The following is a 15306-nucleotide window of genomic DNA, read 5'->3' on the forward strand; positions in this document are numbered from 1 at the left end:
GGTGCCTGCTACGGCGACGTGGTATTTCAGCGATTCGCCTGCGAACGCTCAGGCTCGATAGCGACCCGCATGCGGCTTCGTACGCTGGCCGCCGCGGCCGCCGCGTCCCCGGCCACGCTCAGGCGTCGGCGTCGTCGGCGAGTTCGATGGCGTCGTCGCCGTTGGGGACCGCACAGAGGAATGACCCCTCCCCGTCGGACTCGTTTCGGTACCAGTGGACGACGCCGGCGGGAATCAAAAGCGAGTCGCCGGCTTCGACCTCGTACTCCTCGTCGCCGATGCCGACGACGTACCGCCCCGAGAGGACGTACTGCTCGTGTTCGACCTCGTTGGTGTGTTTCGGCACCGTCGCGCCGGGGTCGAGGACGAACCGCCGGATGGCGAAGTTCGGCGCGCCGTCGGCCTCGGAGACGAGGACGCCTTTCGACATCCCGTCGGCCGCGCCGACCCGCTCGTACTCGATGTCCGCGCTCCGCTTGACCACCGGCTCCGGTCGGGAATCGCTCATATCTCCCCGTCGATTGCCCGCCCGCGTAAGCATTTCCCCGTCTCTTCGCCCTGACTGCTTAAGGCCCCTCCGGGGTTACTACGGGTATGCGAGGAATCCGCATCGGTAGCGCCTTCGGCATCCCGATAAAGTTGGACCTCACGTTCCTCATCGTTCTCCCGCTTTTCGCGTGGCTCATCGGCTCGGACGTGACGAATCTCGCGCTCGTGGTCAACGACCTCTTCGGCGCGAACATCGACGGCGCGGCCATCTCCGCGGGGTCGATGCAGTGGATACTCGGAAGCGCGGCCGCCATCGGGCTGTTCGCCGGCGTCCTGCTGCACGAGTTCGGCCACTCGCTCGTCGCCATGCGCTACGGCTACGAAATCGAGTCCATCACGCTCTGGCTCTTCGGCGGCGTCGCCCGGTTCAAGGAGATTCCCGAGGACTGGAAACAGGAGTTCACCATCGCCGTCGCCGGCCCGCTCGTCTCGGTCGCCATCGGCGTCGTCTCCTACGCCGGCTTCGTCTTGCTCCCCGATTCGCAGGCTCCCGCGCAGTTCGTCCTCGGCTACCTCGCGCTGGTGAACGTCTCGCTCGCCGTGTTCAACATGCTCCCCGGCTTCCCGATGGACGGCGGCCGCGTCCTCCGGGCGCTTCTCGCGCGCAACCGCCCGCACGCGAAAGCGACGCAGATGGCCGCCGAGGTCGGCAAGGTGTTCGCGTTCCTGCTCGGCCTGTTCGGCCTCTTTTTCAACCTGTTTCTCGTCGCGCTCGCCTTCTTCATCTACATGGGGGCGTCCGGCGAGGCCCAACAGACCGTCCTCAAGGCGACGTTCCAGGACGTGGTCGTCCGCGACATCATGACCGGCCGCGAGAACCTCGACGTGGTCGACGAGCGGACCTCAGTCGCGGAACTCCTCGAACGCATGTTCGTCGAGCGCCACACGGGCTACCCGGTCCTCAGAAACGGCAACCTCGTCGGCATGGTCACCCTCGACGACGCCCGCGGCGTCAAGGAGGTCGAACGCGACGCCTTCCGCGTCGACGACATCATGAGCGACGAACTGGCGACCATCTCCCCCGACGCCGACGCGATGGACGCCATCGCGCTCATGCAGGAACGCGGCGTGGGTCGTCTCCCGGTCGTCGACGAGACGGGTGACCTCGTCGGCCTCGTCTCCCGTTCGGACCTCGTCACCGCCTTCAACATCATCCGCAGCCGCGGGTCGCTCGACGCCATGCCCCGGTCCGACGCTGGACTCGCCCAACTCCGCTGATTCGCCGACCGGCTCTCAGTTCTCGGGAGCGTCGCTCCCCGTTCTCTCCTCGCGCGCCGCCGTCACAGCCGCCTCGCTGTCGTAGAGGTCGACCGTCGCGTTCGCCCGGAACCACGCCACCGCCTCGTCGAGCACCGCCGAGTCGCCGCCGGTGAGTTTGATTCGGGTCGGCCCGCCGCTGTTTGGGTAGCTCCCGACCCCCACACCGAATCGCTCGGCGACCATCCCGAGTTCGCGGGCGACGGCACCCTCCGGTGCGTCGGCGTAGCACTCCCGCGACTCCACGTCGCCCGCGAACCGCTCGGCGATGCCCTCGAACATCGGCTTCATCTCCGAGGGGATGCCCGGCAGGACGTAGACGTTTCCCGCCCGACAGCCGGGTGCGAGGCCCTCCTCGTTCGGGAGCACCTCGGCGTCGGCGGGCATCGACGCGTACCACTCCGGTTCGAGGTCGAAGTCGATGTCCGGCCGGCGTTCGAGAATCGCCGCGATGGTCGCTTCGACCTGCGTTTCGGCCTCGTCGTTGACGACGAACGCCCGGTCGAGGCCGGCCGCGACGGCTTCCATCGTGATGTCGTCCGGCGTCCCGCCGAGGCCGCCGGTGACGAGGACCGCGTCGAAGGCGGCCGCCCAGTCGGCGACCGTCTCGGCGATGACCCCGTGGTCGTCGGGGACCGTCTGAATCCGCGCCACCGTCGCCCCGCCCTCGGTGAGTCGCCGGGCCAACCACGTCGCGTTCGTGTTCTCGATGTCCCCCGCGAGCAGTTCGTTGCCGACGGTGAGGATGGCGACCTGCATGGCCGGGTCGTAGGACGCCCGATAGAAAGACGTGCTCGTTTCCGGCGTTCCCTTCGGGTTGTCGGCGACGGCCGCGCTATCGACGGTTCGGGGCGGCTCGCGCTCGGTAGTTCGAGCGCGGAAAAGCGAGGTGGACCGGCGGCGACCTGCGGAACCGACCGGTCAGCCCGTCGGTACCGTTGGGCCGACGGGCGCTTCGTTGTCCTCCGGGTCGCCGCGGTTGAGTATCGCGTCGCGGATGCGGTCGAACACCGAGTTGTCCGCGCGGAGTTGGGTTCTCATCCCACGTGGTATGTTTGTTCATGACACACTTGGGTCTGGTGGGTGGTTCTGCGGACTCGTACACGCGACGCGGTGCTCACCCGTCGAAATTTAGAGAAGAGGTCCAGGTGCGAGAATTGAACCCGCGTCTCAGCCTCCACAAGGCTGAAGGATAGTCCACTACCCCAACCCGGACACGCTGCAATCCCTCCTAATCCGCTACGACTAAAATACGTTACGCTACGGTCCCGGAATGACAGTACGTGACAGAGGTCGGGCCACCGCCCCCGCGACCCCGCCGACTACTGCACGACGCCGAACGCGTGCGACCACGTGTCTCTGTTTTCGCCCACGCGAACCCACAGGGGGACGAGCGCCTCCAGATATCGGGCGGACTCGATGCCGCCGGCGTCCTCGACGCCGGGCCAGCCGAGTTCGGTGAGTATCTCCTCGGCCCGAGCCTTGGCGTCGGCGTCGTCGCCGCAGACGAACATCGGCGGCGTCTCCGCCTCGAACTCCGGGTCGACCATCTGGTGGTGTGAGACCGTGTTGAAGCATTTCACGACCGATGCGTCGGGGAGCATCGCCTGCACTCGCTCGCCGAGGGAGTCCGTACCGCCGAACAGGAGCCGGGGTTCGCCGCCAGTGAAGTCGAGCGGGTTCGTGGCGTCGAGGACGAGTTTCCCCGCGAAGTTCGTCACTCCGGCGAGGTCGAGCGCCTCTTTCGCGACGTCGCCGCGGACCGCGAGCACCACCACGTCGCCGTGGGTCGCGGCCTCGGCGAAGCTGCCGACGTCCATGTCGTCGTCGGTTCCGGCGGTTTCGTCGGTCCACGCGCGCAGTTTGTCCGGGCTCCGAGTCCCGACCTTCACGTCCCAGCCGTGGCGGGCGAATCCCCGCCCGAGGGCTTTCGCCACGTCGCCGCTCCCGATGATTCCGATGCGTCTCGTCTCCATTCGTCCCTAGTGGCGCGCCGCGAGCAAGTACGTTCGCGGCCCGAGACGGCCGAACGCGGCTGGGGCTTCGCACGGGAGCGGGACGCTTTTGCCGCGGAGGCCCGAAGCTGCGGGTAGCAGTGGCTATCACGGACAAGATCTACCTCAAAAATCACCGCCAAATCGTCTCGCAACTGGATACGAACATCCCCAAGCGCGTCTTCAGCGGTGCGACCCTCGAAATCCTCTACTCCGGCGAGGGGCTCACCAAGGTGGACGACGCCACCCGCGACCGCCTGCTCGACTTCGCGCAGGACTTCCTCGACTGCGAAAATTCGGACGACATCTACACCGGCTACCCCGAACGCCAGTTCATCGAGTACCTGCTCGAACTCCGCGCGCAGGGGCTCGGCCCCGACGCCATCGTGGACGTGATGAGCGACGACTACATGGTGTACGCCTACCCCGGCGACGTGCTTTCGTTCCTCGACGACGCGGTCCGGACGCTCGAATCGGTCGAGGCGCTCGCGGACGTGGAAGGAGACAGAGAAATGCAGGACGACGCGCGACGGGCGAAGCAGGACCTCGTCGGTCCTCGCTGAATCGGACCCGCTACCGCGAATCGATAACGGCGTAGAGAGCGCCGGCGGTCGGTCGGCTTAGCCGAGGCGGAACGACGGCTCGTCGCCCGTGTCGAGGTCCTCCAGTTGGATGACCTCTTCGACGTCGTCGTGGTCGTTTTCGACCTGCTCGCGCAGGTAGTTCACGTAGCCCTTGTGCTCTTCGAGCTGCTCGCGGAGGTGTTCGGCCTCCAGTTCGAGGCGCTCGTGCTCGCGGATGAAGCTCTTGGGAACCTCGACGGTCGGGGGGAACGACTCGTCTTCGCCCTCGCGCAGTTTCTCGAGTTCGTGTTTGGGGACGACCTGCACCTGACCGTCGTGGGCAACTAACGTGTCCACGTAGTCGCGGAAGACGGCGGACAGGGAGATGTCCCGCTCCTCGGCTATCTCCCGAAGGGTCTCGAACGCGTCTTCGTTGACGCGAAACGAGATGGTCTTGTTCTTGTTGCCCATGATATTCGTCGGTCCGTGGTGAGGCCACTTAATGGTTCGTCAGACGAGGGGTCTCGGGCGTCGTGATTCGTCGCAAAAAGGGGCGTGTGACGGTGGAAATCGGCCGTCAGTCGGCGTTTGATACGTTCGGTGGTCGGCGACCGGTGCGCGTCTCGTTGACGCGCCGGGTCGCGCGGGCGGGGCGTTCGCTTACGCGCTCAGCTCGTCGGCCTGTTCGAGGCTTTCGAGCGCGGCGATGGCGGCGCGCTTGTACTCCTCGGGGTCGAGGTCGTAGTGCTCGCGGGCCATCCGCGCGTACTCGTTGCCCTCGTCGTCGAACGCCGCGATGCGGTCGAGCGTCTTGTCGGCGGTCTCCGTCACCCAGCGGTCGCGCGTGGCCGCGTCGACCTCGGTGATGGACTCGGGGCGGACGGAGACGTTGATGCTGCCGTCGTCGGTCTCGTACGTCCGCGGCTTGCCGACGACCGCGACGTAGGCGGGCGCGTCGAGGTCGCGCAGCGCGCTGGCGGCCTCGGGCTGGTACTGGCCGGCGTAGACGAAGAATGTCCCCGTCGGGTCGACGATGCGACCCCGCCAGTACTCGTTGTCCTCGCCGACGTCTTCCTTCTCGGTCAGCGTGCCGACGAGGAAGACGCGGTTCGCGCTCTCTCCCGTCGGGAGCAGCAGGTAGACGGGCGCGCGCTCGTCGTCGGACTCCTTGAACGTGTAACCGGCGTCGTTGAACTCCTGTGCGAAGACGCGCCGGGCGACCTCTCGGGTGGGGATTTCGTTGGAACTCATTTACATCGACCTCGCTTTGATGAGCAGTTCTTCTGCGTCCGCCGGCTCGCTCAGCCGCTCGACTTCGTTGGCGAGCACGTACCGGCCCAGCGTCGGGCCGGTGACGCGGTAGTAGAACCCCACGAGGTCACCGCGCATCTCCTCTTCGACGATGGTGGTGTCGAGGGCGTCCATGGCCATCTGCTTCGCCTCGTCCAGTTCGATACCGGTCAGCTCCTCCGTCATCTCGCGGTTGAAGATGACTTCGTGGACCTCGTCGCCGTCGTCGACGACGGCCTTGATGCGGAGGTCGAACTCGCCTTCGACGCTGCCGTGTTCCGAACAGCGCCCGTTCTGGAGGACGCGCGTGCAGCCCTCCTCGGGACAGCGCTTGATGAGGCCGCTCCCGGACTGGATGTCCACGAGCGCGCCCTCGACGCTGGTCGAGTCGTCGCCGACTTCGATCTCCTCGTCGAGTTCGGTGATGCTCGTCGTCCGGTTGAGCTTCACGGAGAAGTTGCCCTGGTACTCGTCGGTGACGACGTTGCCGAGCGCGTACGACTTCCCCTCTTCGAGTTCGGGGAGTTCGGACGTGGTGAACGAGACGAACTTCATCCGCCCGGAGTCGTCGCCGAGCAGGCCGACCTGCGCGATGGACTCGCTCCGGGGGTCCCAGAGTTCGACGACCTTCGCGCGCACGTCGACCCACTGCTCGTCTTCGTCGATGTCGTTGAGCAGGGTCTGTTCGTTTCCGCCGGAGCCGCCGGCGAGCTCGTCGCGCTCGATACCGGCCTCGTCGAGGTAACTGTTGACGACGCTCCGCCGCGCTTCGTCGACGGGGACGCGGTACTCGGTGACGAGACTCTCTAATCGTTCTTCGACTTCGTCCGCGGACACGTCTAGGTGGTCCGAGAACTGGTCGGCTATCTCAGCCGCATGGGTTCGCAAATCAGTCATGGTCTACCTCGCCTCCACCTTGGTTTCCATTGGGAGGCATACTGACCTTGGATGCGTACTCATATAAAAAGTTGCAAACGGCGCAGTGAAAGTGAACGTCGCGGCCGAGAGCGCGCCAGAACCGCCGCACCGAGCGAGGAATTGATAGCCTCGGGGCACGCACTCGACACCATGGACGACCGCCTCGAAAGCATCATCCGCAGCGCCGCCCGCACCGCCGGCAAGCGCTACGAGGAGGCCAAACGCGCCTATCGAGACGGTCGGGACTCGTCTCCGACGCACTCCCTCCCGCGGGACGCCGAGGGTCGCGCGAAAATCGTCTGCCGCCGCCACGCCGAGCGCCGCGCCGTCGCCGTCGACGCGAAGGGCCGTCCCGCCTGCTTCGACCCCGACCACCCCGACTGTCAGGGCTGTGTCGAGGACATCCGCGAGGGGATGGTCGAGACGTGGTAGGCGAGATGAGTAGTGACATGGTCGGCGACATCGGTAGCGACGCGGTTGGAGACGTGGTACGGTTTTGAGGCTGTAGCGCCACCCTCCGACATGGACCGACCACTCGTCGCGCTCGTCCTCGCCGGCGGCACCGGCACCCGCCTGTACCCCGCGAGCCGGAGCGACCGGCCCAAACAGTTCCTCCCGCTCGGCGGCGACCGCTCCCTCCTCGCCGAGACCGTCGCCCGCGCCGACTTCGCCGACCACGTCGTCGTCTCGACGCGGCCCGCGTTCGCGGACGACATCGCCGACCACGCGCCCGACGCCGAGGTCGTGGTCGAACCCGCGGCCAAGGACACCGGCCCGGCGCTCGTCTACGCGACCCACCGAATCGCCGAGTTGTACGACGACCCGGTCGTCGTCGTCCTCCCGAGCGACCACCACGTCGGCGACGGCTTCGCCGAGGCGATGACCCGCGGCGCGCGCGTCGCCGCCGACACCGGCGCGCTCGTCGCCTTCGGCGTCGACCCGACCCGTCCGGACACCGGCTACGGCTACATCGAACCCGGCGCGGACCGCGGCGGCTACCGCGACCTCGCCGCGTTCCACGAGAAACCGGACGCCGAGACGGCCGCCCGCTACGTCGACGAGGGCTACCTCTGGAACGCCGGGATGTTCGCGTGGACGCCCGAGGCGCTGTTTTCGGCCGTCCGCGACTCGCCGCTCGCGCCCCTCCTCGACGCCCTCGACGACGGGGAGACAGACGCCGGCTTCGAAGCGGTCGAGGGCGTCAGCATCGACTACGCGGTGATGGAGCGCGCCGCGGACGCGGCGGTCGTGCCGGTCCACTTCGAGTGGGACGACCTCGGTTCGTGGGACGCCCTCGAACGCATCGTCGACGCCGACGAGGACGGCAACGTCGCGCTCGGCGACGACCCGGTGTTCGTCGACGCCGCGGACAACGTCGTCGCCACCGACGGCGCGAACGTCTCGCTCGTCGGCGTCTCCGACCTCGCGGTCGTCGCGTGGGGCGACCGCGTGCTCGTCGTGCCGAAAGAAGACGCGCAGAAAGTGCGCGATGCGGTCTCTATCCTCCGCGACCGCGACGCGTTCTGAGACGGGTCGAGCGCCGCGTCAGGCGCTCCGCAGTCGTCCGCCGTCGACCGGGACACAGGCCCCAGTGACGAAGCTCGCGCGGTCGCTGGCGAGGAACGCGACCACGTCGCCGAGTTCGCGCGGGTCGCCGACGCGACCCAGCGGAATCCCGTCGGACCACGAGTCGAGGCCCTCCTCGTAGGTCTCGTGGTCGCCGCGCTCGACGGCCGCCTCGACCAGTTCCTCGATGCGACTCGTCTCGTGTGCGCCCGGCAGCACCGCGTTCACCCGCACGCCCGGCGCGAGTTCGCGCGAGAGCGACTTCACGAGGCCGATGACGCCGCGGCGGACCGCGTTCGAGAGGATGAGGTCGTCGATGACCTCCCTGACAGAGGTGGAGGTGATGCAGGTAATCGTGCCCGCGTCGCTCGCTTCGAGGTGCGGTCGGGCCGCCCGGACGGTCCAGACGGCGCTCATGACGAGCATGTCGAACGCGCCGTACCACTCCTGTTCGGTCAGGTCGGCGAACCCGCCCGGCGGCACGCCCCCGGCCGAGGTGACGACGTGGTCGACGCCGCCGAACTCCTCGACGGCCGCCTCGACCAGCGCTTCGACGTCTCCTTTGCTCGTGATGTCGGTCTCGACGCCGAGCACGTCGCCGTCGAGGTCGCTCAGGTCCGATTCGGTCGCCGCGAGGCGCTCGGGGTCGCGCCCGCAGACGACGACGTTCGCTCCTTCGTCGGCCAGCGCCGCGGCGCTCGCGCGCCCGAGGCCGGCCGAACTCGCCGTGACGACGACCGTGTCGCCGTCGAGTCCGAGTTCCATGCGCGGGCCGACGAGCGCCGCGAGCAAAAGCGTGGGCCTCGCGGCACGACGTGGGGTGAACCGAGGACGCCGGCGGTGAGATCGATTCCAGCGCGGGCGCGCGGTCAGACCCCGTCGGCGTGCCGGCGGACACGGACGCGCCCGTCGCTCGTGACGCCGACGAAGAGCTGTTCTTTGATTTCTCGCCCCTCCACGGCGTCGCCGGCCGCGTCGGAGACGATTTTCATCAGGTCCGGCGCGGTCTGGTTCACTTTCACGCCCGCCTCGTCGCAGGCGTCGTACACCTGCTTGGGCACGTCGTAGAGGTCGCTTCCGGCGGGGACCTCGACGCGGACCGGCGCGGTGAGCGCGTCGACGAACGTCACCGTCTCGCGGGCCTTCTCGACGTTGGCGCGGGCGCTGGCTTCGATGCTGGAGACGTTCGCCCGCGAGGTGCCGAGGAAGTCGGCGATGGTCGACTGGCGGACGTCCCGCTCGCGCAGCGCGAGCACCTCCGCCTGCCTCCGGGTGAGGACGCTCGTCTCCGGGTCGAACCCGGCTCTATCGAGGAGTTCGTCTACGTCGGGAACCGTCTCGTCGTCGCGTCCGGCGTCGCTCATACCACGGGGTAGGTCTCGGGGGTGAAAAAAGATACAGCAGGCTGACTGTCCACGGGACGCCGCCGACGAGTCGGCGTTATTCGCCCCAGAAGTTGTCTCGGCTCCCGAGCGCCTCGGGGCGCTTCGGGCCGTCGCGACCGCTCGATTTGGATTTGGATTCGGTGTCGGCTCCGGTCGCCTCGCCCGTCTCGCCCGTCTCGCTGTCTTCGGCTTCGGGGTCCAGCGGCAGGCGCTCGACGATTTTCTTCGCGCGGGCGTGGCTCCCCTTCACCCGGTCGATGCGGACGATGGCGCGCGCATCCGGCAGCAGTCCGTCGACGAAGACGATGAAACCGTCTTCGGTCCGACCGACTCCCGCACCGCTCTCGTGGATGTCCTCGACGGTGACGATGACCTCCTCGCCCGGCTTGACGGGCTGCTGTTTGAGCTCGTAGATGGGGCGCTCGTAGTGGTCGCACCACTCCGCGCCGCCGCGGTCGCCGTAGTACTGGCACCCCATGCCCGCGATTCGTTCTGAGAAGCTCGGGCAGTCGTCCGCGAGTGGACAGTCGGACATGCGGGGAGGTACACTAGGGGCACTCTAAACGCTTGCGGGTAGCCCGCCGCCCGCCGAAACGCTTTCTGTCGCTCGCCCGAACCCCGCGGTATGGCAGAACGCGTCCCCGAGTTCGCACTCCTCATCGGCGTCTTCCTCGGCCTGTCCGCGACCGTCTCCGCGGCGGTCCTCTCGGGGACGCTGTTTCGCCCGCTCCTCTTCGGTGCCGTCGTCTGTTACCCCTTTGCCGCCTTCGGCGTCCTCCGGTCTGACGACCCCTCCGAGGCGCTCCCTCCGCGGGTCGTCCTCGGCCTCGGCGCGGCCATCGGGCTGTTGACCGCGACGACCGCCGTCCTCGAACGCGCCACGGTCGAACCGCTCGATGGCGTGTTCGCCGCGGTGGTGGTCACGCTTCCGCCCGTCGCCTACGCGGTCCGGTTCGGCGCGGACGTGAACCCCCTGTCTCCGGTCCAGTCGCTCGTCTGTTGTGCGGTCGTCGGCGCGGCGTTCCTCGCGCTCGCGCCCCGCCTCGGAACGGTGAGCGCGCTCCTCGGGTTCGTCCTCGGGCTTTCGGGGGCGCTCTACGCCGACGCCCGCGGGTTCCGCCCGACGCACCGTCAACAGCGCGTCGGTATCGCCGCGGGCGCGCTCGTCGGCGTCTCGGTCGCGGGTGCCGGCGTCGCGATGCGGCTTCCGCTCGGTCCGACGACGGCCGCGGCCGCGGCGCTCGCGCTCACGCCGAGTCTGTTCGTCGCGCTCACGAGAACTCGGACGCGGCGGCACCACCGCTTCCGGTCGTGACGCTCGCACTCACTCCGCAAAAATCTGGACCAAAAACGCCCGAATTCAGGCCAGTGGCGTCCGCTCGACGACCGTGCCGGTCCCACCTTTTTCCGGAGTTCGCTGGCGCTCACTCCGCAAAAATCTGGACCAAAAACGTCCGAATTCAGGCCAGTGGCGTCCGCTCGACGACCGTGCCGTCGTAGGTCGGGTACTGCTCGACGATTTCGCCGTCGTCCACGTCGCCGTCTTCTATCATCTCTTCGAGGAGCCACCACGCGACCTCGACGTGGTTCGACTTGATGCTGTAGAACTCGTCGGGGACGCCGAGTTCGATGAAGCGCTCGGCGGGCGTGTAGGTCTTGCCGTAGACGAGCGTGCCGTCGTCCGTCACTTCGTCGAACGGCCGGCGGAGGTTGCGGGCCATGCGCTTCAGGCGGTTTCGGTGCTGGGCGGCGTCCTTGAACACGGAGGTACAGAAGTAGACGCGCTCGTGGTCGCCCATCTCGTCGAGGATGGCCTCCTTCGAGCCGTCGACCGCCGACATGTGACCGTCCTGCAGTTCGTAGCCCTTCTCCTGCATCCGGCGGTAGTTACCGTCGGACATCTCGAACTCGTTGATGTTGCAGAACTCGGCGGCCCCCTCGTCGAGGAAGTCGAGGAACTCCCGTTCCGCGCGGATGCCCGGAATCTCGAACGCCGGGGTGAGGCCCTCCTCGCGAGCGATGTAGAGGATGTCCTCCCACTCGGTGCCGTGCATGTCGCCCCAGAGTTCGAGCGGCGGGTGGAAGCGAATCTCGTCGAGGCCGGCCTCGGCGAGGCGGCGCATGTTCTCGCGACCGCCCGTGATACCCGTATAGAGGTGGATGTGGTGGTCCTCGCCGAACTCGTCTTTGAGAAGCGAGATGTAGCGGCAGGTCTTGTCGAGCGCCTCCTGTGGCTCGCCGCCGGTGATAGACGAGCCGAGCGCGTCCATGCGTTTCGCCTCTTCGATGACGTCCGCGTCGGACTCGACTTTCCGTTCGTTGGCGTACACGTCGGTGACGTTCTTGCGATTCTCGCCGAGCGGGCAGTAGAAACAATCGCGCTGGTCGCAGTACCCGTAGACGAACAGCACCATCTTGCCGCCCATGGCGCACTGTTCGCATCCCTTCGAGATCATTCGATTACGGAACCGTACTTGGCGCATCGTCAAAAGGCGTCCGACTTTGCCCGGGAACCGTTCCGCCCGCCGGTACGGTTATTGTTGTATATGACTGACAGTATGTCATGTCTCTCGGTCCCGTCGTCCACGCTGAAGGTCCGGTCCGGGTCCTTCTCGTCGACGACGACCCCGAAACCGTCGCAGACACGGTTCCGGCGCTCGAGGCGTGCGACCGTCTCGAGGTCTCGGCGGTCGACGACCCGGTCGCGGCGCTCGAGGCGCACGCCGAGTCGCCGTTCGACTGTATCGTCACCGAGTTCGAGTTCGGCGGCTCCACGGGCTTCGACGCGCTGCTCCGTCTCCGAGAGTTACCCAACCCGCCGCCGGTGATTCTGTTCACGAGGCTCGACTCTGTGGACGTCGTACGGGAGGCGTTCGACGCCGGTGTCGCCGACGTGGTCGAGAAACCGCCGACAGAGGCTCAACTCGCGGTGCTCGCCTACCGCATCTCGAAGGCGGTCGCCGCGGCCCGTCAGTCGACCGAACTCGACGAACTGCACGCGTGGGTCCGGGTCATCGCCGACCAGTCGCTCGTCGGCCTGTACGTGATACGCGACGGTCGAATCGAGTTCGTCAACGAGTACCTCTCGAACCTGCTCGGCTACGACACCGACGAGGTGGTCGGCCGCCCAATCACCGACTTCATCGTCGAGCAGGACCGCGCCATCGTCGACGAGAGCCTGAAGAGCCGGGAACACGGAAGCGTCGAATCGATGTCGTACACCGTCCGCGTCAGCGACCGAACCGGCGGGCAGACGACGCTGGAAATCACCGGTCAGCGGACGGCGGTCGACGGCGAGTCCGTCGTCGTCGGGACCGCGATGGACGTCACGGCCCGACTGGAGTCCGAACGGCTCCTCAGGCGCTCCGAGCGCCTCACCAGGCAGATAATCTCGTCGCTCCCGGACATGGTGTTCATCTCGGAGCCGACCGAACTGGACATCGTCTACATCAACGACCAGTTCGAGAGCGTCTGGGGGCGAGACGTGTCGCTCCTCTACGAGAACCCACATTCGTTCCTCGAACTCGTCCACGTCGACGACCGCGACCAACTGCGGCGAGCCATCGACGAGATGTTCGTCGACATCCGAGACGGTGCCGTCGACGAGCAGTACGAGTTCGAGTTCCGGTTCATCCCCGAGGGGAGCGAAACCATCCGTTGGGCGAACGCCCGCGCGGTCCCGCTCCTCGACGAGAACGGCGACGTGACAAACATCCTCGGCGTGATGTCCGACCTGACGGAGCGCATCAGCCACGAGCGCGAACTCGCCCAGCAGAACGCCCGGCTCGACGCCTTCGCCCGCGTCCTCTCACACGACATCCGCGGACCGTTGTCGGTCGCGCAGGGCCGGCTCGAACTCGCTCGCGAACTCGACGACGGCAGCCACCTCGACTACGTCGAGCGCGCCCACCGGCGCATCACCGACGTGGTCGAAGACGTGCTCTCTCTCGCCCGCGACGGGCGTTCCGTCCTCGACGCGGAGGAAGTCTCGCTGGCGGACGCCGCGGCAACCGCGTGGGAGATGTGCTCGCCCAACGCCGGCCACGTGCGCTGCGAGGTCGGCGAACTCCCGGTGGTCGAAGCCGACGAGAGCCGGGCGACGCGGCTCTTCGAGAACCTGTTTCGGAACGCGCTCCAGCACGGCCGAAGCGACCGTGACGACGCGTCCACCGCGAGCGACGACTCGGAGCTCGTGATTCGCGTCGGTGCCCTCCCATCGCACCGCGGCTTCTTCGTCGAGGACAACGGCCCCGGCATCCCGGCGTCGATTCGCGACCACGTCTTCGACTCGGGATTTTCCACCAAAGACGGCGACGGAAACGGCCTCGGACTCGGCATCGTCCGGCAGATTGTCGACTCCCACGGCTGGGTAATTCGGGTCGTCGACGGCAGGTCCGGGGCGCGCTTCGAGGTGCTTTTCGACCCCGTCGGCGAGGCCGGCGCGACCGACTGACCGGGGCGAACCGAAGAGGACGACGACCGTGCCCCGGCGACCGCCCGTTCGCTCCGCGAGACCGACGGACCGCGCCACCGCGACCGCGCCCCCGAAAGCAGATATATCCCCGTGGCATAGGAGTCAACGATGCTCTTGGTCCTCTGTGTCGACCTCGACGACGACCTCGGCCGCAAGACGGGTCTCTCGACGCCCGTCGTCGGCCGACAGCGCGTCGAGGACGCCGCGGTGGCGCTGGCCACCGCGGACCCGGAGGACTCCGACGTGAACGTCCTCTTTCAGGGCATTCAGGTCCACGACGAACTCCTCGAATCGGAAGACGAGGAGGTCGAGGTCGCGGCGGTCACCGGGTTGGAAGGAAGCGACGTGAAAGCGAACCGCGCCATCGGCGACGAGATTGACACCGTCCTCGCGAGCCTCTCGACCGGCGAGCCAGTCCACGCCATCGTCATCACCGACGGCGCACAGGACGAGTCGGTCCTGCCGGTCATCCGCTCTCGCGTCCCCATCGACGGGGTCCGTCGGGTCGTCGTCAGACAGGCCCAGAACCTCGAATCGATGTACTACACGATGAAGCAGGTGCTCGCCGACCCCGAGACCCGCGGGACCATCCTCGTCCCGCTCGGCATCCTGCTTCTCATCTACCCCTTCGTCACCATCGCCAGCTTCTTCGACGTGCCCGGCGCGGTCGTTCTCGGCCTCATCTCGGCGCTCCTCGGCCTGTACACGCTGTTCCGCGGGCTCGGCCTCGAATCCGCCGTCGACGAGGCGGCCAACCGGGCGCGAAACGTCCTCTACGCCGGTCGCGTCACCATCATCACCTACGTCGCCGCCGCGGCGCTCCTCGTCGTCGGCGGCGTCCGCGGGGTCGAACTCCTCGAAACCGTCTCCGACAGCGTCGGCGGCGACCCCGCGCCGGGACTCATCCTCGCGACGCTCGTCCACGGCGCGGTCGAGTGGTTCGCCGCCGCCGGTATCACGAGCAGCCTCGGGCAGGTGACAGACGAGTACCTCCACGACCGGTTCAAGTGGCGCTACCTCAACGCGCCGTTCTACGTGTTCGCCATCGCCATCGTGCTGTACGCGCTCTCCGGCTTCTTCCTCCCCGAGGGCGTCGTCGGCGTCCAGAAGTTCTACCTCCCCGGCCTCGCCGTCGCGCTCACGGTCGGCACGCTCCTCGGCGTGCTGAGCACGCTCACGTTCGCGGTGGCGGAGTCGCGCTACCCGACCGGCTCGGACGGCGACGGCGAGCAACCCGCGTAATCAGTCGCGGACGGTCGCTCCGCTCGGCGTTTTCTGTCGGTTTTCAGCGTCGTCGGTGCCGAACTCGA

At 67.5% G+C, this 15306-nt stretch carries 17 protein-coding genes and 1 tRNA gene; 7 read left to right on the forward strand and 11 right to left on the reverse strand.

Translation table 11 applies throughout. The features are described 5' to 3' along the window. Positions 1-118: 118 nt before the first annotated feature. Positions 119-508, reverse strand: coding sequence for a cupin domain-containing protein (locus C5C07_RS01655; RefSeq protein ID WP_050458503.1), 390 nt, complete (start codon positions 506-508; stop codon positions 119-121). 86 nt (positions 509-594) lie between these two features. On the opposite strand from C5C07_RS01655, the gene C5C07_RS01660 reads away from it, so the two are divergent. After that, positions 595-1767, forward strand: coding sequence for a M50 family metallopeptidase (locus C5C07_RS01660; RefSeq protein ID WP_115804430.1), 1173 nt, complete (start codon positions 595-597; stop codon positions 1765-1767). Positions 1768-1782: 15 nt separating this feature from the next. On the opposite strand, the gene C5C07_RS01665 is transcribed toward C5C07_RS01660, so the two are convergent. The 3 genes from C5C07_RS01665 to C5C07_RS01675 all read right to left on the reverse strand — a co-directional run bounded on the left by C5C07_RS01665 (position 1783) and on the right by C5C07_RS01675 (position 3782). Continuing rightward, positions 1783-2565 (reverse strand): molybdopterin-binding protein, encoded by a 783-nt coding sequence (locus C5C07_RS01665; protein WP_115804431.1) that lies wholly within the window; start codon positions 2563-2565, stop codon positions 1783-1785. A 383-nt stretch (positions 2566-2948) separates the two neighbouring features. Beyond that, a tRNA-His gene (locus C5C07_RS01670) sits at positions 2949-3021 on the reverse strand. Positions 3022-3128: 107 nt separating this feature from the next. Then, entirely contained in the window at positions 3129-3782 is a 654-nt protein-coding gene (locus tag C5C07_RS01675; RefSeq protein ID WP_050458504.1) for an NADPH-dependent F420 reductase, read from the reverse strand. A gap of 119 nt (positions 3783-3901) precedes the next feature. On the opposite strand from C5C07_RS01675, the gene C5C07_RS01680 reads away from it, so the two are divergent. Beyond that, positions 3902-4363 (forward strand): DUF5814 domain-containing protein, encoded by a 462-nt coding sequence (locus C5C07_RS01680; protein ID WP_004973684.1) that lies wholly within the window; start codon positions 3902-3904, stop codon positions 4361-4363. A 57-nt stretch (positions 4364-4420) separates the two neighbouring features. Here C5C07_RS01680 and C5C07_RS01685 read toward each other — a convergent pair whose 3' ends face one another. From C5C07_RS01685 to C5C07_RS01695, 3 genes are all read right to left on the reverse strand, one after another. Continuing rightward, positions 4421-4834 carry a ribbon-helix-helix protein, CopG family gene (locus C5C07_RS01685; protein WP_004044633.1) on the reverse strand — a complete coding sequence of 138 codons (414 nt, stop codon included), beginning with the start codon at positions 4832-4834 and terminating at the stop codon, positions 4421-4423. A gap of 189 nt (positions 4835-5023) precedes the next feature. Then, on the reverse strand, positions 5024-5614 hold the full coding sequence (locus C5C07_RS01690; protein ID WP_004973682.1) for an RPA family protein: 591 nt from the start codon (positions 5612-5614) through the stop codon (positions 5024-5026). Further along, positions 5615-6550 (reverse strand): replication factor A, encoded by a 936-nt coding sequence (locus C5C07_RS01695; protein ID WP_115804432.1) that lies wholly within the window; start codon positions 6548-6550, stop codon positions 5615-5617. 171 nt (positions 6551-6721) lie between these two features. Here C5C07_RS01695 and C5C07_RS01700 point away from each other — a divergent pair, with 171 nt between their 5' ends. Next, positions 6722-7003 (forward strand): hypothetical protein, encoded by a 282-nt coding sequence (locus tag C5C07_RS01700; RefSeq protein ID WP_004973677.1) that lies wholly within the window; start codon positions 6722-6724, stop codon positions 7001-7003. 90 nt (positions 7004-7093) lie between these two features. Beyond that, the gene (locus tag C5C07_RS01705; protein WP_115804433.1) at positions 7094-8098 is read left to right on the forward strand and encodes a mannose-1-phosphate guanylyltransferase; all 1005 of its coding nucleotides are present in this window, start codon (positions 7094-7096) and stop codon (positions 8096-8098) included. Between the two features lie 18 nt (positions 8099-8116). Here the strand turns inward: C5C07_RS01705 and C5C07_RS01710 are convergent, their stop codons facing one another. The 3 genes from C5C07_RS01710 to C5C07_RS01720 all read right to left on the reverse strand — a co-directional run bounded on the left by C5C07_RS01710 (position 8117) and on the right by C5C07_RS01720 (position 10057). Continuing rightward, positions 8117-8902, reverse strand: a complete 786-nt coding sequence (locus C5C07_RS01710; protein WP_050458506.1) for an SDR family oxidoreductase — start codon at positions 8900-8902, stop codon at positions 8117-8119. A gap of 104 nt (positions 8903-9006) precedes the next feature. After that, positions 9007-9501 (reverse strand): Tfx family DNA-binding protein, encoded by a 495-nt coding sequence (locus C5C07_RS01715; protein WP_004973672.1) that lies wholly within the window; start codon positions 9499-9501, stop codon positions 9007-9009. 76 nt (positions 9502-9577) lie between these two features. Beyond that, on the reverse strand, positions 9578-10057 hold the full coding sequence (locus C5C07_RS01720) for a TRAM domain-containing protein (protein WP_049904990.1): 480 nt from the start codon (positions 10055-10057) through the stop codon (positions 9578-9580). A 90-nt stretch (positions 10058-10147) separates the two neighbouring features. Here C5C07_RS01720 and C5C07_RS01725 point away from each other — a divergent pair, with 90 nt between their 5' ends. After that, positions 10148-10837, forward strand: coding sequence for a hypothetical protein (locus C5C07_RS01725; RefSeq protein WP_004973668.1), 690 nt, complete (start codon positions 10148-10150; stop codon positions 10835-10837). Positions 10838-10982: 145 nt separating this feature from the next. On the opposite strand, the gene C5C07_RS01730 is transcribed toward C5C07_RS01725, so the two are convergent. After that, a complete protein-coding gene (locus tag C5C07_RS01730) occupies positions 10983-11978 on the reverse strand; it encodes a radical SAM protein (protein WP_049904989.1) in 996 nt (331 codons plus the stop codon). A gap of 107 nt (positions 11979-12085) precedes the next feature. Between C5C07_RS01730 and C5C07_RS01735 the strand changes: the two genes are divergently transcribed. Together C5C07_RS01735 and C5C07_RS01740 are read left to right on the forward strand one after the other, a co-directional pair. Beyond that, positions 12086-13975 carry a PAS domain S-box protein gene (locus C5C07_RS01735; RefSeq protein ID WP_115804434.1) on the forward strand — a complete coding sequence of 630 codons (1890 nt, stop codon included), beginning with the start codon at positions 12086-12088 and terminating at the stop codon, positions 13973-13975. 129 nt (positions 13976-14104) lie between these two features. Next, positions 14105-15238 (forward strand): DUF373 family protein, encoded by a 1134-nt coding sequence (locus C5C07_RS01740; RefSeq protein ID WP_004973664.1) that lies wholly within the window; start codon positions 14105-14107, stop codon positions 15236-15238. The last annotated feature ends 68 nt before the right edge of the window (positions 15239-15306 follow it).

The sequence above is a fragment of the Haloferax sp. Atlit-4N genome (assembly GCF_003383025.1).
Lineage (GTDB): Archaea > Halobacteriota > Halobacteria > Halobacteriales > Haloferacaceae > Haloferax > Haloferax gibbonsii.